Source organism: Myxococcus xanthus (genome assembly GCF_006402735.1).
In the GTDB taxonomy this organism is placed as follows: Bacteria; Myxococcota; Myxococcia; order Myxococcales; family Myxococcaceae; genus Myxococcus; species Myxococcus xanthus_A.
Window position 1 is genome coordinate 7,396,599 of record NZ_CP017174.1, and the last position, 21,644, is coordinate 7,418,242.

The following is a 21,644-nucleotide window of genomic DNA, read 5'->3' on the forward strand; positions in this document are numbered from 1 at the left end:
TTCCCCTTTCCCGGAGACGCCCGGTGACGACGCCACAGCCCTTCGCCCACCGTTTCAGTCAGCTGGCCGAGCAGCGCTCGCCGTTCTGCCTTGGCATCGACCCGTCGAGAGACTTGCTGACGCGTTGGGGCCTGCCCGACAACGCACAGGGACTGCGCGACTTCTGCGAGCGCGTGGCCGACGCGGCGGGGAACTCCGTCGCGGTGGTGAAGCCGCAAAGCGCCTTCTTCGAGCGCCACGGCCCCGCGGGCCTCCAGGTCCTCCAGGAGCTGATGCGGCGCTTCAAGTCCGTGGGCACCCTCACGCTGCTGGACGTGAAGCGCGGGGACATCGGCTCCACCATGGAGGCCTACGCCGAGACTGTCTTCGGCGAGGGCAGCGCCTACGAAGCGGACGCGGCCACCTTCACCGCCTACCTGGGCCTGGGCGCGCTGCTGAAGACGCTGGAGCGGGCGCGCGCGTCCGGCGCCGCCGCCTTCCTGGTGGTGCGCTCCTCCAACCCGGAGGGCACGTCACTCCAGATGTCACGCGGCGACGACGGCCGCACCGTGGCGGAGGCCCTGGCGGACGGCCTGCGCGCCTTCAACGAGAAGCCCGGCCAGGACGCGGCGCCGGTGGCGGGCGCCGTCATGGGCGCCACCCTCCCCGACACGGACCGCGGCGTCATCGAGCGGCTCGGCGGCGCGTTGCTGCTCACGCCCGGCATCGGCGCGCAGGGCGCCGGTTTCGACGACTTGAAGCGCCTGTTCGCCGGGCGCGAGGCGCAGGTCATCCCCACCGCCACGCGCTCGGTGCTGGAGGCGGGGCCGGACACCGCCGCCCTGCGCCAGGCGCTGGAGCGGCACCTGGCGCCCGCCCGCGCCTTCCGGGCTACTGCGCGCCCATCATGAACTGATCCACGTCGACCGTGTTCTTGTCGGGCACCGCGTCCTTCGGCTCGGTGCCCTTCTTGAAGAACATCAGCTCCGAATCCCTGGAGCCCGCGGGGGCAATCTTCCCCGTCTTCTTGTCGATGTGGAGCCGCACCAGGTCCATGGACTGCCACGGGTAGAACTCGGACTGCGGCCGGCCCTCCAGCGCGCTCTTCATGTAGTTGAGCCAGATGGGGAGCGCGGCGCGGCCGCCCGTCTCGTAGCGGCCCAGCGGATGCGGGTTCAAGTCGTAGCCCACCCACGCCACCGTCACCAGGTCGCGGGAGTAGCCGGCGAACCACGCGTCAAAGGAGTCGTTGGTGGTGCCCGTCTTTCCCGCCGCCGGCTTGCCCAGGCGCTGCGCCGGGCCACCGGTGCCCTGGAGCACCACGCCACGCAGCAGGTGCGTGAGGATGAAGCCAGCCTCCGGGCTCATCACCTGCTCGCCCGGCTCGAAGAGGCGCGCGTAGCCGGCGGCCACGCGGTCCTGCAGGGGCGCCCACGCGTCGTCGAAGGCCGTGTGGTCTTCCAGCGTGCGGCCCCAGCGGTCCTCAATCTTGCGGATGAAGAACGTGGGCTTCTTGCGGCCGTAGCGGTTGAAGGTGGCGTAGGCGTTGGCCAGGTCCACCGGATACACGCACGAGGAGCCGAGCGCCGCGGAGAAGTCCATGTTCATGGGCGTGGTGATGCCGAGCTTCGTGCTCCACGCGGCCATGTTCTTCACGCCCACCGCGCCGAACGTCTTCACCGCGGGCACGTTCAGTGAGTTGACCAGCGCCGTGCGCAGCAGCACCTCGCCTTCGAACTTGTCGCTGTAGTTGGCCGGCTTCCACGACACCTTGGTGTCCGGGTCGTGCTCCACAATCGGCGAGTCCACCAGGACGGTGGCCTGCGTCCAGTTCAGCTGCTCCAGCGCCGCCGAGTACACGAAGGGCTTGAAGGAGCTGCCCGGCTGACGGCACGCCTGGAAGGCGCGGTTGAACTCGTTGTCGTCGAAGTCGTAGCCGCCCACCATCGCGGTGAGGTACTGGCGGTGGGGGTCGATGGAGACGAGCGCGCTCTGTGCTTCGGGCGTCTGCTCCAGGCGGAAGAGCTTCACGCCCTCGCTGGGGATTTCGTCCGCGAGCTTCTTGTCCCACTGCTCCTTGTCGTCCGTCAGGTCCTTCTTCGTGACGTGGCGCACCACGATGACGTCGCCCTCGGAGATGGCCTTCTTCACCGAGGTAATCATCATCGCCGGGTAGTAGCCCTCCGGGTTCACCTTGCGCGCCCAGCGCATGCCCAGGAGCGGCAGCCGGCCGGTGTGCCCGCCCACCTGTACGTCCGCGCCCTTGCCGTCCCCGTCAATGGACGTGACGACGGCGACGTAGAGCCGGTTCTCCACCAGCTCCTTCGCGCCCATGAGCTTCTTCGAGCGGTCGATGAAGGCGCGGATGGCCTCCTTCGACGCGAGCTGCTCCACCGGACCGCGCCAGCCCTGGCGCTTGTCCACCGACAGCAGGCCGTGGAGCACCGCGTCCTGCGCGGCGCGCTGACGCTCGCTGTCCATGGTGGTGAAGACCTTGAGGCCGGCCTTGAGCAGCACGGGGTTTCCGTACCGGTCCACCACGTCCTTGCGCACCTGCTCCACGAAGTACGGCGCGAACTCGTGGAACACGTCCTCCACCGGGTACACCTTCACCTCTTCGGCGTTGGCGGCGTCGTGCTCCTCCTGCGAAATCATGCCCTCCACCAGCATGCGGCGCAGCACGTAGGAGCGGCGCTTGCGGGCCGCCTCCGGGCGCAGGAAGGGCGAGTAGCGGCTGGGCGCCTGCGGAAGGCCCGCGATGAGCGTCATCTCGCCCAGCGTCAGGTCGCGCACGTCCTTGCGGTAGTAGTTCTCCGCCGCGCTCTGCACGCCGTAGCTGTGGTGCCCGAGGAAGACGTTGTTGAGGTAGAGGTAGAGAATCTCCTCCTTCGTCAGCGACTCCTCCAGGCGCCGGGCGAGGATGGCCTCGCGAATCTTGCGGGTGAGCGTCTTGGCGGTGGCGGACTTGTAGCCCTCCGCGGAGATGAGCACCGCCTTCGCGGTCTGCTGCGTCAGCGTGGAGCCGCCCTGGATGCCGCCCGAGCGCAGGCCCAGCTTGGAGCTCACCGTCTTGAAGCCGGCGCGCGCGGTGCCCAGCACGTCCACGCCGAAGTGGTCGAAGAAGCTGGAGTCCTCCGACGCGATGAAGGCCTGCACCAGGCGCTTCGGAATCCGCTCGTAGGGCACCACCTTGCGGCGCTCTTCGTAGAACTCGCCGGCCAGCACCGCGTCATCCGTGTAGACCTCGGTGACGATGGGCGGCCAGTACTCGTCCACCTTGGGGATGGCGGGCAGTCCATCCGCGTACACGTAGTACACGGCCGTCACGGCAATCACGGCGGCCGTGGCCCCGGTCAGCGAAAGCCATCCCGCGGTCTTCAGGAGGAACTTCCACCAGCGCTTGGAGGGGACGCCGTCGAGCACCAGCTTCGAGCGGCTGCGGTCAGCGGATTTAGGGTCGGACATACGCGTTTCTTTGTGCCTCGCGGGCGTCAGGGCACCAATGCGGCCCGCTTGAGCACATCTCGGAGCTCGACGGCGAGGGGAGCCTCGACGACCACCTTCGCGCCGCCTTCGGGATGCGGGAATTCGATGCGCTCGGCGTGCAGGAACAACCTTTTGAGCCCCCAGCGCGCCCGCACGTCGCGGTTGAAGGCGAAGTCACCGTACTTCTTGTCCCCAGCCACCGGATGTCCGATGGCGGCCAGATGCCTTCTTATCTGATGCGTGCGCCCGGTCTCGATGGCGCAGGACAGGAGCGCCGCCTCGCTCGACTGCTTCACGACCTTCCACCGGGTGACGGCCGCCTGCATGTTCACCCCTCGACGGGCCTTGGACTCGGCCGTCTGTTGGTGCTCTGACAGGGGCAGGTCGATGACCCCGGAGTCCCGGGGCATCTTTCCCTTCACCAGGGTGAGGTAGCGCTTGCGGGACAGGCCGTGGGTGAAGACCTCGGTGAAATGCACCATGGCCGGGCGCCGCTTGGCCACCAGGATGACGCCGGAGGTCTCCCGGTCCAGCCGGTGTGCGGGCGAGGCCGCGAAGTCGTTGCGGACGGCCTTGGGCCCCAGGTAGGCGCGCACGTAGTCCACCAGCGTTCCGCCGGTGATGCCACTGCCGGTATGGACGGCCATTCCGCTGGGCTTGTCCACGGCCATGAGCCAGTCGTCCTCTCGAAGGATGACCAACCGGCTGGGGTCCACCGGTGGCGGAGGCGGGTCCACTTTCGGACGTTCCGCCCCCACGAGCTGCTGCTCGTCGCCGCGGATGGTGAGCACGTCTCCTTCGGACAGCAACTGCTCGGGTTGCGCACGCTTCCCGTTCACCCGCACCTTCTTGGTGCGAATCATCTTGAAGAGGTGGCTCACCGGAACATTGGGGAGCCGTTTGCGCAGGTGCTTGTCCAGCCGCATCCCGGCGGTGTCGGCTTCGATTCGATACTCGATCATTTGTGCTGGCGCATGGACCAGACCATACGAATAATCCCGGGTCCATGGCGAAAGCCCAGAGTATCGAGAAGCTTCTTCAGAGTGGCTCGGCGGAATGGAACCGGATGCGTAAGTCCGGCCAGGTCGCCACCGACCATACCGGCGCCACCTTCACTCAACTGTTCTCCGCCAACACGGACCTGTCCGGACTGGGCCTCATCGGCTCGGAGTGGGACCGGTGCGACCTGTCCAAGGTCAACTTCCGGGACGCGGACCTTTCCAATGCCTACTTCCACGGCGGCCGGCTCCAGGACTGCGACTTCCGGGGTGCGAACCTCGAAGGCGCGACGTTCGAAAAGCTGAAGCTGCTGCGGTGCGACTTCACGGGCGCCAAGGGGCTCGACGACATCGAGATGGACGACGTGGACATGGACCGCGTCGTCGGTCTGGACGGCGAGGAGGCCCCGCCGCCTCCTCCGCCCCCCGCCCAGGGCATCACCGCCTTCACCCGTGAGCAACGGGAGAAGGCGCTGGGCGTACAGGCCGCCGCGGCGCTCCAGGGTGAGCCCGTTGGCGACGAGCTGCCCCCCTTCCGGCCCCAGGACCCTCCAGGCTCGCTCTTCTTCCGGGCGCTGAAGCGGATGGGCGTGCCCCCGCTGTGGGTGCTGGACGTGCCGGGCCTGCGCCCGCTCCTGCCGCAGCGGCTGCCCCCGGGCAGCTCGCTGGAGACGCTCTACCGCGAGGCGGTGAAGACGCGGCTGGAGAACAAGAAGCCCGCGGCGGACCCGGCGGTGGTGGACCGCGCGCAGAAGGCGCTCCGCATGGGCGCCAAGGACGCCCCGGTGGCGGCCATGTACCTGCGCGAGGTGGGCGTGCTGCCCCTGTTCCGCTTCTCCGCGGCGCAGGTGCTGAAGGGTGCGCTGCGGGAAGAGGTGGAGGTGGATGACCTGACGGGCTCCATCGACCCGCGCACCACGGGCGCGCTCCTGGAGCTGCGCTTGACGCACGAAGTCGTGGAGCACCTGCAGGAGGCGCGGCGCCGGCTGGCGGCCACGCAGCTCTACACGTCGCTCTTGGAGGCGGGCTTCAACCCGGAGAACAACTGGGACGAGGCGCTGGAGTCGAGCGACGCGTCGATGGAGCTGGCGCAGCTGGCCACGGGTGAGGACCGCAATGCCCTGCTGGAGGGCTTCCAGGTCTTCGCGGCGCTGCCGGACGAGGCCCGGCTGCGGCGGCTGGCCTACCTGGCCGAGTCCGTCACCAACCTGGAGCTGGTGAGCCGGCTGCCGGAGGGCATGGAGCCGTCGTGGCTCACGGGCCCCGAGACGCGCGAGTGCCACGAGCGGGAGATGACGTACGTCCAGTCGCTGAAGGCGGAGGAGATTCCCGCCAAGGTGGCGGCGCTGGCGAAGGAAGAGCTGGGCGTGCCCGAGGGTGAAGTTCCCGAGGAGAGCGACGGCGACCTCTTCGTCCACCTGCGCTGTGACGTGTGTGGCAAGGAGAAGCTCATCGTCCAATCACCGGAGGAGTAGCCGTCCGGTGCAGGTCGAGGCCCGCGGGGCCGCGGGGTCCGGGATACGTTCCGGACCTGGCGGCCCCGTGGTGTTTCTGGAGTAAGGGCTCGCGGTGCTACACGCCGGACGAAGGCAGCATGTACGTCACTGGCCTGGGCAGCAGCACCTTCACGGTGTCCCCAGCCCGGATGATGCCGGGGCGCTCCACCCAGGCCACCAGTCCCCGGCGCTGCCACGCCGCCTTCACGAAGCGACTCGCCAGCTTCTGCACGTCTGGATGATGCGCCTCGATGACGCGTCCCGGGCCCGTGCAGGGCTCGTTCTCCCCTTCCACCACCAGCGTCGCGTCCTCGGGGAAGAACAGGCGCGTGCCCGGAGGCAGGTGCGTCAGCCGCGGCACGCCCGCCACTTCCAGGTTCGCGCCCAGCCATGACGCCAGCACGCGCGGAATGCCGAGCGCCTGCGCGACCTGCGCCAGCTCCTCGCTCGACACCAGTGAGAACTGCCGCGTGTTGCGGATGGGCGTCCCCTTGGGGAACCACGGCGTGCGCACGTCCGCCGCTCGCGTCAGGCCCGCGTGGCGGTCGCCCTCCAAGCCCTCGAAGGACACCCGCGCCTCGGGCAGCTCCTTCGTGACGAAGCTCTTGCGCTCGGTGCACACGAGGACGTGCACGATGCGTCCTTCCAGCTGCGGTGTCTTGCGGGCCATCGCCATCCTTCTACCGAACCCGGCCTCCCGCCGCCTGTCAGAACAGCCCGAGCTGCTGCGGCTTCCCGCCCAGCGGGCGCGCGTCCATCCCCGCGTCGCGCAGCGCCTGCGCCAACTCCTCCGCGAAACCGTGGCATGTCAGCACCTCCCGCGCCCCCGTGGCCTTCGCGTAGGACACCAGCCCGGGGAAGTCCGCGTGGTCCGACAGCGGGAAGGCCACGTCCGCGCCGTAACGCCGCACCGCGCCCCGGTCCACCGCCCACCCCGTCAACACCGCCGTCGCCCGAGGCCACAGCGGCGCCAGTGCACCGCCCCGCGCGTGGTGCGGCGGGAAGAAGAGCACCTCCCCCGGCTCCACCTTCCCGTCGTAGCAACGCAGATTTTCAATCGGTACGCCCAGCTCCGCGTAGAGCTGCGCCACCTCGTAGATGGAGGAATGCGCCACCAGTGGGAAGCCGCGTCCCGCCAGGTGCTTCATCGCCTCCTGGCTCTTGCCCAGCGGATAGCCCAGCAGCACCGGCACCGCGCCACGCTCCAACTGCATCCGCAGCCACTGCTCCACCTGCCCCAGCACCTCCGGACGCGGCGGGAAGCGGTAGCGCGGATGACCAAAGGTGGACTCGATGACGAGCGTGTCGCACTCCGCCACCTCCGTCGCCTCGGCGGTGAGCGACGGCGCCACGTTGAGGTCCCCGGTGTAGACGATGCGGCGCCCATCCGGCCGCGTCACGCGAAGCTGCGCGCTGCCCAGGATGTGACCCGCCGGTAGCAGCTCCAGCACCAGCGGACCCAGCTCGAAGGGCTGCCGGAAGGGCACCTCGCGCGGCTCACGCACCGGCCCCAGGCGATGCGTCATGAAACGCAGCGTCGCCGCCGTGGCGATGGTGCTCTCGTGACGGGCAATGTGGTCCGAATGCCCGTGACTCACGAAGCACAGCGGCGACTTGCGCTTCGCATCCAGGGACAGAGGGGTGCCCGTCAGGTGCATCCCGTTTCGCCGCAGCTCCACACTCATGGGAAGGGCCCCGGGTATAGCGCGTCCACCCGCCGGTGGCCGCCTTCACTTCACCGCCCTGCCCGCCCGGCTGGTGGACAGGCCCGATTTGGCTTCACGCATGCCCCGCGACAGGGCCGCTACCGCGCTGGTGCCCTCGCGCGCCACCACCCCCAGGCCGCCGCGCCCACCTCCGACATCAACACGCCCGACAGGATGAGCGCGCCGCCCAGCCACTCGCGAGGCCCGAGCGTCTCGTAGCCCAGCAACACCGAGTACAGCGCGGCGAACACCGACTCCAGCGAGTAGATGAGCGCCGCGCGCACCGCCGTGGTGCGCGCCTGCCCCCACGTCTGGAGGCTGATGGCCAGCGCGCTGGCGAACACCCCGCAGACGAGCACCGCCCCCACGAAGGACGGATGCCACACCACGCGCCGTTCCACGAAGGGCAGGCACAGCGCGGACAGCAGCGCCACCGTCCAGAGCTGCACCGCCACCAGCCCCAGCACGCCCTGCTTCGGCGCATGTCGCTCCGTCATGAGGATGTGGCACGCGTAAGCCACCGCGCAGCCCAGCGACAGCACATCTCCGGACGACAGGCCGCCACTGCCAAGCCCCGCGTCGGGCTGCGTGAAGAGGTAGAGCCCCACCGCCGCGACGCCCACCCCCAGCAGCGAGGTGAACTTCGGCGCCTTCCGGTAGAGCACCATCGACAGCAGCGGCACCAGCAGCACGCACAGCCCGGTGATGAACGCCGAGCGCGAAGGCGTGGTGGTGGTGAGCCCCACCGTCTGCAGCGAGAACCCCAGGAAGAGAAAGGTCCCCAGCATCGTGCCACTGCGCAGGTTGCGCGCCGTCAGCACCTGCCGCCCCGCCAGGGCGCTCAACACCACCGCGCCCACGATGAAGCGCAGCGTGAGGAAGCTGAACGGGTCGCCATGCCCGAGCGCGTCCTTCACCACCACGAAGGTGATGCCCCAGAACGAAGTGATGAGCGCCAGCGCCCCATCCGCACGGAGTCGCTGCGACCGCGACGGGGTCTCCGTGGCGCCCCGCAGCATGTCGGATGTCGAGGTGCTCATAGCGCGCAGTCCATCGGAGAGGATGACGCCGGGCTCGCCACGTGACGTCACGGCGGCCACGGCCGCGGGCTTTTTGACGCAGCCAGGGCGGCCGCGCAACCTCCGGAGGCGCACCTACAGGGTGCGCTCGACGACGACCAGCCGCTTGGAGCGGCCCGTGGCGTCCCAGGCCTCGTTGGCCTGCTGGGTCAGCGTCGCGTCCGCTCGCCGGAACGCCAGCCGCTCGAACGTGCGCAGCGACGCCGTGTTGTCGTCGTCCACGTCCGCGAAGACGTGCGACTGCCCCTGGCGTCGTGCCTCCTCCATCAGGCACTCCAGCAGCCCCGTGGCCACGCCCATGCGTCGCACGCGGGGCGCCACCACCAGGGAGCGCACCCAGACGCCCTCTAGCTGCAAGCCCTCCTGCCGGTAGGAGTCCACCCAGGCGAAGCCGTGCATCCGTCCCTGGGCGTCGAAGGCGCCCGCCGCGGCCCCCCGGCGCCCCGCGTCTGGCAGACCCCAGCGCTCGCGCAGCTGACGGCGCAGGAAACCCGGAGACACCACCAGCCGCTCACTGGCGAAGGCCAGGAGCGGGTCCAGGTCACCGGCCGTCAGGAGCCGCACCTCCAACGGCCCCACCAGGCGGCGACGAAGCGGCAGCGACCATCCGGCGAAGAGGAAGTCCCACACGCCCCGAGACACTATCCGGGTCCGGGGCCAGGCCCACGCCGTGGACGCGGCCTGCTGCGCCAGCCGCAGCGCCGGACGCAGCGGTCTGGGCAGCGGAACCACCCAGCGGCCCCTGCGGATGGCCACCACCCGGCCCAGCGTCACGCCGCCCGGGGCGTCCTGGGGCCCCAGCAGCGAGGCCGTCCGCCACGGCTGCGTGGACACCACCACGTGCGCCACCAGCTCGCGCCCCTGCCGCATCAGCGCGACGTCCCCGGTCGCCAGCGAGCCCGGGCCACAGCGCATCACCCGCACCGAGTCCCCGGCCCGCAGCAGCGGAAACAGGCTTCGCCCCGCGCCACGCACCCACAGCCGGTGCCCCGGAGGCAGTGCCTCCAGCACGTCCAACAACACCTCTGCGGAGGAGGATCTGCGCGAAGGCATGCACCCAGCCTCACGTGCTCCCCGGCCCTTGGGAGCACTCGCGAAATCTACCTGTTGCCCGGTACACACACCAACCGCTGGCGGTGCCGGACGGCTTCCACGCGTTCCCCGCGAGCCTCGGGAGCGAATAAGAGGAAGCCGCGCGCGAAGTGGGAGGAGGTGGCCATGGACACAGCACAGGAAGGTTCAATGGCGCCTCGGCCTGGCTGGTGGAGCCGCCATTGGCGCTGGGTCCTTCCGCTGGGATGCCTGGGGCTCCTCGCCTCGTGTATCGGCCTGGGCGTGCTCGCCACGTACCTGGGCTTCTCCTCCCTGGGGCAGTCCGACGCGCACCGGGAAGCCGTGGCCATCGCCAGCGGCGACGCGCTGGTGCAGCGCGCGCTGGGGACGCCCATCGAAAGTGGCCTGCCCCGGCGCAGCTCCGTGCAGAGCCGCAACGGTGTCTCTCGCGCGCAGTTCTCCCTCCCGCTTGAGGGGCCCGACGGCAAGGGCACGCTGCACGCGCAGGGTGAGAAACGCGGAGACGGCCCCTGGCAGTTCAACAACCTCATCGTCGCCCTGAGCGACGGCACGCTCATCGACCTGCTCCGAGCCGAACCACTCAAGCGCCCTGAGCTGCCACTGCCCGCCGAGCCGCCTTACGCGGACCAGGCCCCGGAGCCCGGAAAAGTGGCGCCGCGCGACGCGGGCCGCGACATCGAGCTGTGAGGTGAAAATGCGAAGGGGCGGCGCGGGGAGGTCCCCACGTCGCCCCTTGCTTCAGGACACATCCGTGCCCTTCGGAACTACTTCAGCTTCGCCAGCTCCGCGCGCAGCTCGGGCAGCACCTTGAAGAGGTCCGCCACCATGCCGTAGTCCGCCACCTGGAAGATGGGGGCCTCGGGGTCCTTGTTGATGGCGACGATGGTCTTCGAGCTCTTCATGCCCGCCAGGTGCTGGATGGCGCCGCTGATGCCCGCCGCGATGTAGAGCGCCGGAGCCACCACCTTGCCCGTCTGGCCGACCTGCAGGTCGTTGGGAACCCAACCCGCGTCGCACACCGCGCGGGACGCGCCCACCGCGGCGCCCAGGTCGTCCGCCAGGCCTTCAATCTCCTTGAAGTCGCCCTTGGTGCCACGACCACCGGAGATGACGACGCGAGCCTCGGTCAGTTCGGGACGCGCGCTCTTCACTTCCTTGAAGTCGACGAACTTCGTCTTGGAGGCCTCGACCTTCGGGCTGAAGGTCTTCACCTCGGCGGCGCCCTGACCGCCAGCGGCGGCGGGGAACTCGGTGGCGCGCAGGGTGAGCACCTTCACCGGCGTGGTGAGCTTCACGTCGGCGAAGACGTTACCGGCCCACATGGGACGGGTGAAGGTGATGTCCGCGCCGCTGCCGTTGATGGCCATGACGTCGGTGGCCATGGCGGCGCGCAGACGGCCTGCCACGCGCGGCAGCAGGTCCTTGCCCTGCGCGGTGGACGCCATGCCGATGTAGTCCGCCTTCAGCTCCTGGGCCAGGGCGGCGATGGCGGGCGCGTAGGTCTCCGCGAGGTAGTGCTCCAACTCGGCGGCGGCGCCCAGGTGGACGGCCTTCGCGCCGTAACCCTTGAGCTCATCAGCGACCTTCGAGGGGTCCTTGCCCACCAGGGCGATGTGAAGCTCACCACCGGCCTTCTCCGCGAGCTGCTTACCGGCGGAGATGGCGTTGAGGGTGGCCTTGCGGAGGTTCCCGTCCGGCTGCTGCTCGGCGACAATGAGAACGATAGGCATTTGGATGACTCCGTAGAGAGTGTGCGGAAGGGCCGCTCAGACGACCTTCGCCTCGTTGTGCAGCTTCTCGACCAGGGCAGGGACGTCCGCGACCTTGATGCCGGCCTTGCGCGCCGGGGGAGCGGACATCTTCAGGACCTGGATGGCGGGGGTGACATCCACGCTCAGCTTGGCCGGCGTCAGCTCCTCGATGGGCTTGCTCTTCGCCTTCATGATGCCCGGGAGGCTGGCGTAGCGCGGCTGGTTGAGCCGCAGGTCCGTGGTGACGACGGCGGGCAGCTGGCACTCCACCGTGGCGAGCCCGTTGTCGACCTCGCGAATCACCTGCACGCTCTTCTTGTCGGCGGAGACGACGATGGCGGGGACCTTGTTCTTCTCCTGCTCGCTCTCCATGGACTCCACCTTGGAGGCGAACGTGGCCTGGCCCCAGCCGAGGAACTCGGCGAGGTACTGGCCCACCTGGTTCTGGTCATCGTCGATGGACTGCTTGCCGAGGATGACGAGGTCCGGCTGCTCCTTCTCAACGACCTTCTGGAGCAGGGCCGCGATGCCGAGCTGGTCCACCGGACCGGTGTGGTTCACCCACACGGCGCGGTGCGCACCCATGGCCAGGGCGTGCCGGAGCTGCTCCTGCACTTCCTTGCCGCCGATGGACACCACGACGACCTCGCCCTGGTGCTTCGCGACGAGCCGAAGTCCTTCTTCGACGCCGATTTCATCGAAGGGGTTGATCTTGTACTTCAGCCCCTCCTGAACGATGCCCGAGCCATCCGGCTTGACCTTGATCTTCGACTCGGGGTCTTCCACGCGCTTGGCGGTGACGAGGATCTTCACGGCGGTGCTTCTCCTTACGGGGAGGAGTTTGGAATCTGGAAAAAACGGTCTGGGTTAATAGGCATTGGCGCGTCGCGGCGGCAATGGGAAACGGCCGCCAGACGCGGTGCCGCGGCGCTACTTGAACAGTTCCCGCGCGATGACGAGCCGCTGAACCTGGCTGGTGCCCTCGTAGACCTGGATGAGCTTGGCGTCGCGCATCAGCTTCTCCACGGGGTACTCCTTGATGTAGCCGTAGCCGCCGTACACCTGGACGGCGTCGGTGGCGACCTTCATGGCCATGTCCGCGGCGAAGCACTTCGCGTAGCTGGACTGGAGGGAGTTGCGCTTGCCCTCGTCCAAGAGCCACGCGCTCTCGTAGGTGAGCATGCGCGCCGCGTGGGTGTTCATGGCCATGTCGGCAATCATGAACTGGATGGCCTGGTGCTCGATGATGGGCTTGCCGAAGGTGCGGCGCTGCGTGGAGTACTCCATGGAGTGCTCCAGCGCGGCGCGGGCGATGCCCACGGAGAACATGGCCGTCAGCGGGCGGCTGTTGTCCAGCGTGGCCATGGCGATGGCGAAGCCCTGACCCTCTTCGCCAATGCGGTTGGCCACCGGGACGCGCACGTCCTCGAACGTCAGCGACACCGTCTCGCTGGCACGCTGGCCCATCTTGTTCTCGTGCTTGCTGACGGAGAGCCCTTCGGGGCGGCCCTCCACCACGAAGCAGGTGATGCCCTTGTGCTTCCTGCCCTTATCCACCGTGGCGAACACCGTGTACTGGCTCGCCTGGCCGCCGTTGGTGATGAAGCACTTGGCGCCGTTGAGGACGTAGTGGTCTCCGTCCAGCCGCGCCGTGGTCTGCATGTTGGCCACGTCGCTGCCGGCCTCGGGCTCCGTGAGACAGAACGAGGAGAACTTCAGCTTCTCCGTGAAGGGCGTGAGCAGCCGCTTCTTCTGCTCCTCGGTCGCGTGGAGGATGATGGGGAGGTTGGCCAGGTCGTTGGCGATGATGGACGTCGCCACGCCCGCACAGCCCCAGCTCAGCTCCTCCGCGACGATGGTCTGGTCCAGGTGGGACAGGCCCACGCCGCCGTACTCGGCGGGTATCGCCATGTTGAGCAGCCCCAGCTCCCACGCGGTCGTCAGCAAATCGAGTGGGAAGGTGGCCGTCTCGTCGTAGTGGGCGGCCTTCGGACGCACCACTTCGCGGGCGAACTTGCGTGCCGCGTCCTGCAGCGCGCGCTGGGCGTCGGTGAGCTGGAATTCCATGGGGACCTCGTGACGGGTTCGGCTCGTTGACTCGGGAGTCAACGAATACATGCCGCGGCGCGAAATCGCCAGTGCAACCCACCGGGAACCGGAGGAGGACGGGCTCCATTTTTCTCAAAAAAACAGGCCCCAACCCCGCAGAGGGATTGGAGCCAAGAAAACCGACGTTAGTCTGTATTTCCGGAGGGTCTATTTGGACGCGGGCGGCTTGGCTGCCTTGGGGACCTTCTCCCAGTCGGCCAGGAACTTCTTGATGCCGGCGTCGGTGAGCGGGTGGTTCGCCAGCTGGGTGATGACGTTGTAGGGCAGCGTGGCCACGTCCGCGCCCAGGCGGGCGGCCTGGAGCACGTGCACGGGGTTGCGCACGCTGGCCACCAGCACCTGCGTGTTGAAGTGCTCGTAGTTCCGGTAGATTTCCAGGATGTGGGAGATGAGCTCCATGCCGTCCTGGGAGATGTCATCCAACCGGCCCACGAAGGGCGACACGTAGGTGGCGCCGGCCTTGGCGCACAGCAGTGCCTGGTTGGCGGAGAAACACAGCGTGACGTTGGTGCGGATGCCCTCGGCGGTCAGCGCCTTGGTGGCCTTCATGCCCTCCACGCCCATGGGAATCTTCACCACGACGTTGTCGTGGATCTTCGCCAGGGAGCGGCCTTCCTTGATGAGCTCGTCCGCTTCCATGGACACACATTCGGCGCTGATGGGGCCATCCACGATGGAGCAGATTTCGCGGATGGTCTCCTCCAGGCCCCGGCCCACCTTGGCGAGCAAGGACGGGTTGGTCGTCACTCCGTCCACGCAGCCCATGGCGTGGGCCTTGCGAATCTCCTCCACGTCGGCGCTGTCGATGAAGAACTTCATCTCGTCCCTCTCTTGAAGGTGGAATGTGCCCCGGCCAAAGGAGGCCGGGCGAGCAGGCGCGTAACCGATGCCCCCCCATGCGTCAAGGGTGGCCACCGCGGGGGGGCGGAGGTAGAAGGCCGGACACTGAACATGGCCCGCCCTTCCCGCTCCGCCGCCAAGAAGCCCCGCCTTCGCGCCCTCCCCGGCCGTCCCGCACAGGCACCTGCCGTCCTCCCCGACGCGGAGGCCACGCTCGCCTATGCGCGCAGCGTGCTGGAGGCCGAGGCCCGCGCCATCCTCGGCGTGACGGAACGTCTGGGAGACGACTTCCTGCGCGCCGTGCAGTTGGTGCGCGACTGCCGGGGCCAGGTCATCGTCACCGGCATGGGCAAGGCGGGCCACATCGGCCAGAAGCTGTCCGCCACCCTGGCCTCCACGGGCATCCGCTCCGTGTACCTCCACCCCGCCGAGGCCGTGCACGGGGACTTGGGCCGCGTGGGCCGGGGCGACGTCATCCTCGCGCTGTCCAACAGTGGCTCCACGGAAGAGCTGATTCGCCTGCTCCCCTCCTTCAAGCGGATGGAGACGCCGGTCATCGCCCTCACCGGCGACGCGAAGAGCCCGCTGGGCCGCGGCGCGGACGTGGTGCTGGACATCGGCGCCATCGCGGAGGCCTGCCCCATGGGCCTCGTGCCCACGGCCTCCACCGCCGCGCTGCACGCGATTGGCGACGCGCTGGCCATGACGGTGCTGCGCTCGCGGCCCTTCGGTACGGAGGATTACGCGCTGCTGCACCCGGGCGGGAAGCTGGGGCGCTCCGTGCAGCGCGTCTTCGAGCTGATGCGCACCGGCAACGCCAACCCGCTGGTGCGCGACACATCCCCCCTGTCCGCGGTGGTGGCGGTGATGACGAAGACGCCCGGCCGTCCGGGCGCCGCGTGCGTGGTGGACAAGGCGGGGAAGCTGGTGGGCATCTTCACCGACGGCGACTTGCGCCGCCGCGTGGAGGCGGGCCTCACCGACTTCACCGTGCCCGTGCGCGAGCTGATGGGGAAGAACCCTCGCTGCGTGACGCCGGAGACACTGGTGCTGGCCGCGGCCACGCAGATGCGCGAGCTGCGGGTGGACCAGCTCCCCGTGGTGGACGTGGAGGGCCGCGCCGTGGGCCTGCTCGACGTGCAGGACCTGCTGGCCGCGAAGTTCGTCTGATGCGAGGGCCGCGGAGGGCCGCCGCGCGGTCCTGCTGAACGTGCAGGACCCGCTGGCCGCGAAGCACTTCTAGCGCGCGGACACTACTTGCCCAGCTTCGCCTGCAGACTCGCCTTGTTGGGATAGTCCGGCGCGTCGGTGGCGAGCTTCTCCCAGAGCGCCTTCGCGCCCTTGTCGTCGCCCTTGGCCTTGAGCGCGTCGCCCAGCTTCTCCACGGAGAGCGGGTCGGTCTGCACGGCCACGCCCCACACGCGCGCCGCCATGGGGCGCTCCAGGCTCACCAGGGACCAGGCCATGCCCGCCTTCGCGCGCCCGTTCTCCGGCTGGAAGGGAACCACGCGCGTGTAGTTCGCGAGCGCTTCCTGGTACTGGCCCTTCGCCAGGAGCTCCTCGCCCTCGTCCACCAGCTTCGCCAGGCCCTGCTCCAGCTCCGGCGTGCGCTCGGTGTTCTTCACCGCGTCCACCATCTCCTGCGACAGCGGCCGAGGCGCATCCGGCGTGGCGGCAGCGGGTGCCTGCGACAGGCGGATGCGGCGGTCCTCCGCGCGCGAGGCCAGCAGTTGCTTGCGGCCCCCCGCCTTCACCGTCTCCTCCACCAGCGCCACCATCCGCTTCGCCATGGGCGCGCGGAACGAATCGGGGTACGTGGTAGCGACCGCCTCGAAGCCCTCGCCCGCCTTCTTCAGCGCCGCCACGTCGTCGCCCTTCGTCTCGAAGAGCAGCGCCGCGCGCGCGTAGAGGGCGTCCTCGTGCAGGGGCTCCACCTCCAGCACGGCGTCGTAGGCCACCAGCGCCTTGCCACTGTCGTTGGACAGGTAGAGCGCGTTGGCCTGCATCACCGCCACGTCCAGCACCGGCGCCAGTGCCGCGCGAGCACAGGCCGCCGCGCCCGCGGCGTCACCCTTCTTCGCGCGCGCCTGCGCGGCGGCGCCCATGTCCTCCACCGGCATGTTCGGGGTGAAGCCGCAGCCCGCCGCCTCCGGGGTGGGCACCACGGCCTTGCCCAGCTTCTTGCGCTGCGCCAGGAACAGCTCCCGCGTGGGCTTCGCGCGCTCCAGCGCCTGCTGGAGGTAGGTGCTGGCCTCCGCGTTGCGGCCATTCACGTAGTACAGGCGGCCCAGCGACGCGGCGATTTCGAAGGTCTTCTCCCGGTCCGCCAGCCCCTCCGTGGAGTCGAGCTGGCGCAGCAGCTCCTCCGCGGACGGCGGCGCCCGGCCCGTGCCCGACATGGGCGGGTGGCCCGGGGGCAGCTGCTCCGGGTTGATGCTGGGAGCCACGCCCCCCGTCGGCGGGTGGCCCTCCGGCATGCCAGAGGTGGCGGGCGAGGCCGTGGTCCCCGGCGGGATGACCGGGTGACCGGGAGGCAACGTCGAGGGCTCGGCGGTCAGCAGCGCCGCGGTGGCCAGGGCAAGGGGCAGGTTCATGTGTCGTTGCTCGAGTAGCTCGCTTCGGGCCACCACGTGGCCTCGCTCCTGCGGACATCCTGCGGGGCGAGTTTCCCGAGGAGCTCCTTCACCGACATCCCCAGTACCGGATGACGCAGGTGAGGCGCCAGTTCCACGAGCGGCTCCAGGGCGAAGCGGCGCTTGTGCAGCTCCAGGTGGGGCACCTGGAGCGAGGGGTCGGCCACCACCTGTCCCTCCCAGAAGAGGATGTCCAGGTCGATGGTGCGCGGGCCCCAGCGCACATCCCGCCTGCGGCCCAGGTCCTTCTCAATCTGCTGAAGGATGCAGAGCAGCCGCTGCGGCGGCAGGCCACACTCCAGGGCCACCACCGCGTTGAGGAAGCGCGGCTGCGGCGGCCCCACGGGGGCGCTGTCGAAAAGCGAGGAGCAGTGGAGCACCGCCACCGCGTCGATGCGGGACAGCGCGGACAGGGCGGCGACGAGGTGATTCTCGCGCTCCCCCTCGTTGGAACCCAACCCGACGTAGACGGTGTCGCTCACGGCTCCATCTCAACAGGGTTCACCAGGGTTCCGATTCCCTCCAGCTCCACCTCCACCGTGTCCCCGGCCGACAGCTTCCCCACACCCGACGGCGTCCCGGTGCTGACGATGTCCCCGGGCAGCAGCGTCATGATGTGGGAGATGAACGACACCAGGCGCGCGGGACTGAAAATCATGTCGGACGTGCGGCTGTCCTGGCGCACCTGCCCGTTCACCCGGCACACAATGTGGAGGTCGTCGGGGGACAGGCCCGTCACCGCCCACGGCCCCGCGCACGCGAAGGTGTCGTAGCCCTTGGCGCGGGTGTGCTGAATCTCGCGGCGCTGGACGTCGCGCGCCGTCACGTCGTTGAAGCAGGTGAGGCCCCAGATGGCGCGCGCGGCGGTGGACTCGTCGGCGTTCTTCAGCTTCTCGCCGATGACGAGCGCCAGCTCCGCCTCGTAGTGGACCTCCTGGCTCGCCTTGGGGATGCGGATGGGCGAGCCCGTGCCGTTGAGCGCCGTGGAGGGCTTGGTGAAGATGAGCGGCTCGGGCGGCACCGGCTTACCCATCTCCTCCGCGTGCTTGCGGTAGTTCTGACCGATACACACGACCTTGGACGCGTCCGACGGCACCAGCAGCGTCAGCGAGGACAGCGAGCGGTGGATGCCCGTCTCCTTCGCGCCGGCCCAGGGTGCGGCGGTGAGGACCGCCACCTCGGAGCCTTCCACCCGGCCGTGGTGCGCACGGCCCTCGTGCAGGAAGCGGCAGTAGCGCGCGGTCGTCATGAAGTCCTCTGGAAGCCGAGCACGTCGGCCATGTCATGGAGACCAGGCGCGCGCCCCGCCACCCAGCGCGCGGCCCTCAGCGCGCCAGCAGCGAACTGGTCTCGGTTGGTGGCGCGGTGCGTGAGTTCGATGCGCTCACCCTCGCCAAGGAAGTACACGGTGTGCTCGCCCACCACGTCGCCGCCCCGGAGCGTCTGCACACCAATCTCGCGCGCGGGCCGCGCGCCAATCTGCCCATGCCGCGCGAAGGTGAGGTCCTCCTGGGTGCGCCCCAGGGCCTCCGCCAGCACGTCCGCCAGCCGCAGCGCGGTGCCGCTGGGCGCGTCCTTCTTCATGCGATGGTGCGCCTCCAGCACCTCCACGTCGAAGCCCGGCCCCAGCACCCGCGCCAGCTCCGCGGCCATGCGGATGACCAGGTTGACGCCCACCGACATGTTCGGCGCGGCGACGATGGGCACCGTCTTCGCGCTCTCCGCCAGCGACGCGGACGCCTCCGGCGTGAAGCCGGTGGAGCCCACCACCAGGGCCACGCCGCGCGCGGCACACACCTTCGCGTGCGCCACGCTCAGCTCCGCGCTGGTGAAGTCGATGACGACGTCCGCCTGCGCGGCGTCCAGCGCCCGCTCCAGGCTGTCCACCACCGTCACGTCCACCGGGCCCAGCCGTGTGGCCACCCCGGCGTCCTGGCCCACCGAGGCGCTGCCCGGCCGCGCCGTGCCTCCCACCACCCGCAGGTCTCCCGAGTCGCGCGCCAGGCGGAGCAACGTGCTGCCCATGCGGCCGGTGATGCCGGTGATGACGGTGCGAATCATGTCTGCCGCGCTCCAGGTAACGGCGGGATGAGGGAAAGCTCAGCCCGTGAGCAGGCCCAGCTGGCGCAGGGTGTCGCGAAGCTTCGCGGCGTTGGGCTCGGTCATCTGCACCAGGGGCAACCGCACTTCGGGCCCGAACAATCCCATCACGTGCAATCCCCACTTCACGGGTGTGGGGCTGGACTCGATGAAGAGCAGGCGGTGCAGCTCGTTCATCCGCACCTGGAGGTCGCGCGCCACCGCGATATTCCCCGCGCGCGCCGCCGCCACCAGGTCCGCCATCATCCGCGGCGCCACGTTGGACGACACGGAGATGACGCCCTTGCCGCCGCAGGCGATGAAGGGCAGCACGGTGAAGTCGTCACCGGACAAGAGCGTCATCCGGTCGCCGCACTTCTCCAGGATGTCGATGGCCCGCGGCATGCTCCCGGTGGCCTCCTTGAGCGCCACCACCTCGGGGATGTCGCACAGCCGCAGCACGGTGTCGGGCAGCAGGTCCACGCCCGTCCGGCCCGGCACGTTGTAGGCGATGATGGGGAAGCCCGGGTGCGCCTTGGCCACCGCGCGGTAGTGCTCCAGCAAGCCCGCCTGCGTGGGCTTGTTGTAGTAGGGCGTGACGATGAGCGTGCCGTCCGCGCCCGCGTCGCGCACGCGGCGCACGCCTTCAATGGTCTCCGCGGTGCTGTTGGAGCCGGCGCCGCCCACCACCGTCACGCGGCCCTTCGCCTCCTCCACCACCACCTTCACCGCGCGGGCCCGCTCATCGGCCGTCATCGTCACGGCTTCACCGGTGGTGCCCATGGGGACCAGCACGCTGGTGCCCCCTTCAATCTGCTGGCGCACCAGCGCCCGGTAGGCGGGCTCATCGAGCGCTCCGTTGCGAAACGGAGTGGCCAGCGCCGTCATGGAGCCTTCGAAGGTCTTCATGCCGGCGCTTATACGTTCAGGCCCGCTCGCCGCGCCAGAGATCCTCGACGCGCTCCCGCTCCCGGACCACGCGCCACGCCTCACCGTCCACCAGCACTTCGGCCGGGCGCGGCCGGGAATTATAAGTGGACGACATACTCATGCCGTATGCGCCCGCGCTCATGATGGCGAACAACTCGCCTGCCTGCGGAAGCACCAGGGGCCGTGCCTTCGCCAGCACGTCGGTGGATTCACACACCGGCCCCACCACGTCTACCTCCACCGCCTTGCCCCTCCGCTTCATGAGGGGTTGCAAGCCGTGGTGCGCCTCGTAGAGCGCAGGGCGCAGCAAGTCATTCATGCCCGCGTCCACCACCACGAAGTGCCGCGCCGGCGTCTTCTTCCGGTACAGCACGCGCGTGAGCAGCACGCCCGCGTTGCCCATCAGCGCCCGGCCCGGCTCCAGGATGAGCGTGGCCCCAGTGGCTCCAGCCGCGGCCATCACGGTGCGGGCGTACTCGTCCGGAGACGGCGGCGTCTCGTCCGAATAGGTGATGCCCAGCCCGCCGCCCACGTCCAGGTAGGCCAGCGGATGGCCCTTCTCCTTGAGCGCGGAGTACAGGCCCGCGACCTTGGACAAGGCCGCGCGAATGGGCGCCGTCTGGGTGAGCTGCGAACCGATGTGGCAATCCAACCCGGCGGCCAGCAGGCCCTTCATCTTCTTCGCGCGCGCGTAGAGGGCCACCGCCTCCTCGAACGGCACGCCGAACTTCGACGTCTTCAGGCCGGTGGAGATGTAACGGTGCGTGCGCGCATCCACGTCCGGATTCACTCGCAGGGCGAATGGCGCGCGGCGCCCCAGGCGGCGGCCCACGGCGTCCAGCGCCTCCAACTCCTCGGCGCTCTCCACGTTGAAGAGGAGGATGCCCGCGGCCAGCGCCGCCTCCATCTCCTCCTGCGTCTTGCCCACGCCAGCGAACACCGTCTTCGCCGTGTCCCCGCCCACATGCCGCACCCGGGCCAGCTCGCCGCCGGAGACGATGTCAAACCCACCGCCCCGCTCGGCGATGAGCCGGAGGATGGCCAGGTTCGAGTTGGCCTTCACCGAGTAGCAGATGAGGTGCGGCCGGTCTCCGAAGGCCTCCGTTACCACCCGGACGTGCCGGGTGAGCGTGGCGGTGGAGTACACGTAGGTGGGCGTGCCCACGGACTCGGCGATGGCCGCCAGCGGCACATCCTCCGCGTGGAGCACGCCCTTGCGGTAGGCGAAGTGATTCACGGGACTCCCGCGTCCTCGGACTCCGGCGGTGACAGCGGCGTCTCCACCCCGGTCTCCGGCGTGGGAGACAGGGTGGGCCCCGACGGCTCCAGGGGCCCTCGCTCCGACTCAGGGGGCGGCGGCTGCGTCTGGGTCGCGGGCGCTGGCGGCGGCCCGGGCGGCCTCGGGGGCCCCTTGATGCCACACGCCGCCAGCGTCAGTGACACGCTGGCGGCCACGCACAGCCGCGCGAGGACCTGGCGCATGG

The 21,644-nt window shown here is 69.5% G+C and carries 21 protein-coding genes; 4 read left to right on the forward strand and 17 right to left on the reverse strand.

The features are described 5' to 3' along the window. The first annotated feature begins 23 nt into the window (after positions 1 to 23). A complete protein-coding gene (gene pyrF, locus BHS09_RS30330; RefSeq protein WP_140799757.1) occupies positions 24 to 890 on the forward strand; it encodes an orotidine-5'-phosphate decarboxylase in 867 nt (288 codons plus the stop codon). Here pyrF and BHS09_RS30335 read toward each other — a convergent pair. Both BHS09_RS30335 and BHS09_RS30340 read right to left on the reverse strand, forming a co-directional pair. Next, the gene (locus tag BHS09_RS30335) at positions 871 to 3,444 is read right to left on the reverse strand and encodes a penicillin-binding protein 1A (protein WP_140794906.1); all 2,574 of its coding nucleotides are present in this window, start codon (positions 3,442 to 3,444) and stop codon (positions 871 to 873) included. The genes pyrF and BHS09_RS30335 overlap by 20 nt on opposite strands. Before the next feature lie 26 nt (positions 3,445 to 3,470). After that, positions 3,471 to 4,427 (reverse strand): RluA family pseudouridine synthase, encoded by a 957-nt coding sequence (locus BHS09_RS30340; protein ID WP_140794907.1) that lies wholly within the window; start codon positions 4,425 to 4,427, stop codon positions 3,471 to 3,473. Between the two features lie 44 nt (positions 4,428 to 4,471). On the opposite strand from BHS09_RS30340, the gene BHS09_RS30345 reads away from it, so the two are divergent. Beyond that, on the forward strand, positions 4,472 to 5,938 hold the full coding sequence (locus tag BHS09_RS30345; protein WP_174257122.1) for a pentapeptide repeat-containing protein: 1,467 nt from the start codon (positions 4,472 to 4,474) through the stop codon (positions 5,936 to 5,938). 97 nt (positions 5,939 to 6,035) lie between these two features. Here BHS09_RS30345 and BHS09_RS30350 read toward each other — a convergent pair whose 3' ends face one another. The 4 genes from BHS09_RS30350 to BHS09_RS30365 all read right to left on the reverse strand — a co-directional run bounded on the left by BHS09_RS30350 (position 6,036) and on the right by BHS09_RS30365 (position 9,797). After that, positions 6,036 to 6,629 carry an MOSC domain-containing protein gene (locus BHS09_RS30350; RefSeq protein ID WP_140794909.1) on the reverse strand — a complete coding sequence of 198 codons (594 nt, stop codon included), beginning with the start codon at positions 6,627 to 6,629 and terminating at the stop codon, positions 6,036 to 6,038. A gap of 37 nt (positions 6,630 to 6,666) precedes the next feature. After that, a complete protein-coding gene (locus tag BHS09_RS30355; protein WP_140799758.1) occupies positions 6,667 to 7,644 on the reverse strand; it encodes an MBL fold metallo-hydrolase in 978 nt (325 codons plus the stop codon). A gap of 119 nt (positions 7,645 to 7,763) precedes the next feature. Beyond that, a complete protein-coding gene (locus BHS09_RS30360; protein WP_140799759.1) occupies positions 7,764 to 8,819 on the reverse strand; it encodes a DMT family transporter in 1,056 nt (351 codons plus the stop codon). Continuing rightward, positions 8,820 to 9,797 carry a GNAT family N-acetyltransferase gene (locus tag BHS09_RS30365; protein ID WP_140799760.1) on the reverse strand — a complete coding sequence of 326 codons (978 nt, stop codon included), beginning with the start codon at positions 9,795 to 9,797 and terminating at the stop codon, positions 8,820 to 8,822. 189 nt (positions 9,798 to 9,986) lie between these two features. Here BHS09_RS30365 and BHS09_RS30370 point away from each other — a divergent pair, with 189 nt between their 5' ends. Next, positions 9,987 to 10,505, forward strand: a complete 519-nt coding sequence (locus BHS09_RS30370) for a cytochrome c oxidase assembly factor Coa1 family protein (protein WP_237077578.1) — start codon at positions 9,987 to 9,989, stop codon at positions 10,503 to 10,505. A 77-nt stretch (positions 10,506 to 10,582) separates the two neighbouring features. On the opposite strand, the gene BHS09_RS30375 is transcribed toward BHS09_RS30370, so the two are convergent. From BHS09_RS30375 to fsa, 4 genes are all read right to left on the reverse strand, one after another. Beyond that, on the reverse strand, positions 10,583 to 11,548 hold the full coding sequence (locus BHS09_RS30375; RefSeq protein ID WP_011555870.1) for an electron transfer flavoprotein subunit alpha/FixB family protein: 966 nt from the start codon (positions 11,546 to 11,548) through the stop codon (positions 10,583 to 10,585). Positions 11,549 to 11,584: 36 nt separating this feature from the next. After that, the gene (locus tag BHS09_RS30380; protein WP_011555871.1) at positions 11,585 to 12,382 is read right to left on the reverse strand and encodes an electron transfer flavoprotein subunit beta/FixA family protein; all 798 of its coding nucleotides are present in this window, start codon (positions 12,380 to 12,382) and stop codon (positions 11,585 to 11,587) included. A 117-nt stretch (positions 12,383 to 12,499) separates the two neighbouring features. After that, a complete protein-coding gene (locus tag BHS09_RS30385) occupies positions 12,500 to 13,636 on the reverse strand; it encodes an acyl-CoA dehydrogenase family protein (protein WP_140799761.1) in 1,137 nt (378 codons plus the stop codon). Positions 13,637 to 13,825: 189 nt separating this feature from the next. Continuing rightward, positions 13,826 to 14,497: a fructose-6-phosphate aldolase gene (gene fsa / locus BHS09_RS30390; RefSeq protein ID WP_140794915.1), complete on the reverse strand. Its 672-nt coding sequence runs from the start codon at positions 14,495 to 14,497 to the stop codon at positions 13,826 to 13,828. Between the two features lie 132 nt (positions 14,498 to 14,629). On the opposite strand from fsa, the gene BHS09_RS30395 reads away from it, so the two are divergent. Continuing rightward, positions 14,630 to 15,688, forward strand: coding sequence for a KpsF/GutQ family sugar-phosphate isomerase (locus BHS09_RS30395; RefSeq protein WP_140794916.1), 1,059 nt, complete (start codon positions 14,630 to 14,632; stop codon positions 15,686 to 15,688). An 83-nt stretch (positions 15,689 to 15,771) separates the two neighbouring features. On the opposite strand, the gene BHS09_RS30400 is transcribed toward BHS09_RS30395, so the two are convergent. The 7 genes from BHS09_RS30400 to lptM are packed head-to-tail and all read right to left on the reverse strand — an operon-like array spanning position 15,772 to position 21,642. Next, on the reverse strand, positions 15,772 to 17,112 hold the full coding sequence (locus BHS09_RS30400) for a tetratricopeptide repeat protein (protein WP_140799762.1): 1,341 nt from the start codon (positions 17,110 to 17,112) through the stop codon (positions 15,772 to 15,774). After that, on the reverse strand, positions 17,109 to 17,633 hold the full coding sequence (gene folK / locus BHS09_RS30405) for a 2-amino-4-hydroxy-6-hydroxymethyldihydropteridine diphosphokinase (protein WP_140794918.1): 525 nt from the start codon (positions 17,631 to 17,633) through the stop codon (positions 17,109 to 17,111). Before folK ends, BHS09_RS30400 begins: the two co-directional genes overlap by 4 nt. Next, entirely contained in the window at positions 17,630 to 18,400 is a 771-nt protein-coding gene (locus BHS09_RS30410; RefSeq protein ID WP_140799763.1) for a fumarylacetoacetate hydrolase family protein, read from the reverse strand. Before BHS09_RS30410 ends, folK begins: the two co-directional genes overlap by 4 nt. Then, a complete protein-coding gene (gene dapB / locus BHS09_RS30415; protein WP_140799764.1) occupies positions 18,397 to 19,212 on the reverse strand; it encodes a 4-hydroxy-tetrahydrodipicolinate reductase in 816 nt (271 codons plus the stop codon). Before dapB ends, BHS09_RS30410 begins: the two co-directional genes overlap by 4 nt. A gap of 39 nt (positions 19,213 to 19,251) precedes the next feature. Next, entirely contained in the window at positions 19,252 to 20,139 is an 888-nt protein-coding gene (gene dapA / locus BHS09_RS30420; RefSeq protein WP_140794921.1) for a 4-hydroxy-tetrahydrodipicolinate synthase, read from the reverse strand. 16 nt (positions 20,140 to 20,155) lie between these two features. Next, the gene (lysA, locus tag BHS09_RS30425; protein ID WP_140799765.1) at positions 20,156 to 21,397 is read right to left on the reverse strand and encodes a diaminopimelate decarboxylase; all 1,242 of its coding nucleotides are present in this window, start codon (positions 21,395 to 21,397) and stop codon (positions 20,156 to 20,158) included. Beyond that, positions 21,394 to 21,642, reverse strand: a complete 249-nt coding sequence (gene lptM, locus BHS09_RS30430) for an LPS translocon maturation chaperone LptM (protein ID WP_174259358.1) — start codon at positions 21,640 to 21,642, stop codon at positions 21,394 to 21,396. Before lptM ends, lysA begins: the two co-directional genes overlap by 4 nt. Positions 21,643 to 21,644: the final 2 nt, after the last annotated feature.

Excerpts from the sequence above, each read along its gene's own strand:
- BHS09_RS30335 (WP_140794906.1), bottom strand. The coding sequence starts at position 3,444 with ATGTCCGACCCTAAATCCGCTGACCGCAGCCGCTCGAAGCTGGTGCTC.
- BHS09_RS30355 (WP_140799758.1), bottom strand. The coding sequence starts at position 7,644 with ATGAGTGTGGAGCTGCGGCGAAACGGGATGCACCTGACGGGCACCCCT.
- BHS09_RS30365 (WP_140799760.1), bottom strand. The coding sequence starts at position 9,797 with ATGCCTTCGCGCAGATCCTCCTCCGCAGAGGTGTTGTTGGACGTGCTG.
- BHS09_RS30370 (WP_237077578.1), top strand. The coding sequence starts at position 9,987 with ATGGCGCCTCGGCCTGGCTGGTGGAGCCGCCATTGGCGCTGGGTCCTT.
- BHS09_RS30400 (WP_140799762.1), bottom strand. The coding sequence starts at position 17,112 with ATGAACCTGCCCCTTGCCCTGGCCACCGCGGCGCTGCTGACCGCCGAG.
- dapB (WP_140799764.1), bottom strand. The coding sequence starts at position 19,212 with ATGATTCGCACCGTCATCACCGGCATCACCGGCCGCATGGGCAGCACG.
- fsa (WP_140794915.1), bottom strand. The coding sequence starts at position 14,497 with ATGAAGTTCTTCATCGACAGCGCCGACGTGGAGGAGATTCGCAAGGCC.
- BHS09_RS30385 (WP_140799761.1), bottom strand. The coding sequence starts at position 13,636 with ATGGAATTCCAGCTCACCGACGCCCAGCGCGCGCTGCAGGACGCGGCA.
- BHS09_RS30345 (WP_174257122.1), top strand. The coding sequence starts at position 4,472 with ATGGCGAAAGCCCAGAGTATCGAGAAGCTTCTTCAGAGTGGCTCGGCG.
- BHS09_RS30340 (WP_140794907.1), bottom strand. The coding sequence starts at position 4,427 with ATGATCGAGTATCGAATCGAAGCCGACACCGCCGGGATGCGGCTGGAC.
- BHS09_RS30395 (WP_140794916.1), top strand. The coding sequence starts at position 14,630 with ATGGCCCGCCCTTCCCGCTCCGCCGCCAAGAAGCCCCGCCTTCGCGCC.
- BHS09_RS30350 (WP_140794909.1), bottom strand. The coding sequence starts at position 6,629 with ATGGCCCGCAAGACACCGCAGCTGGAAGGACGCATCGTGCACGTCCTC.
- BHS09_RS30410 (WP_140799763.1), bottom strand. The coding sequence starts at position 18,400 with ATGACGACCGCGCGCTACTGCCGCTTCCTGCACGAGGGCCGTGCGCAC.
- BHS09_RS30375 (WP_011555870.1), bottom strand. The coding sequence starts at position 11,548 with ATGCCTATCGTTCTCATTGTCGCCGAGCAGCAGCCGGACGGGAACCTC.
- dapA (WP_140794921.1), bottom strand. The coding sequence starts at position 20,139 with ATGAAGACCTTCGAAGGCTCCATGACGGCGCTGGCCACTCCGTTTCGC.
- lptM (WP_174259358.1), bottom strand. The coding sequence starts at position 21,642 with ATGCGCCAGGTCCTCGCGCGGCTGTGCGTGGCCGCCAGCGTGTCACTG.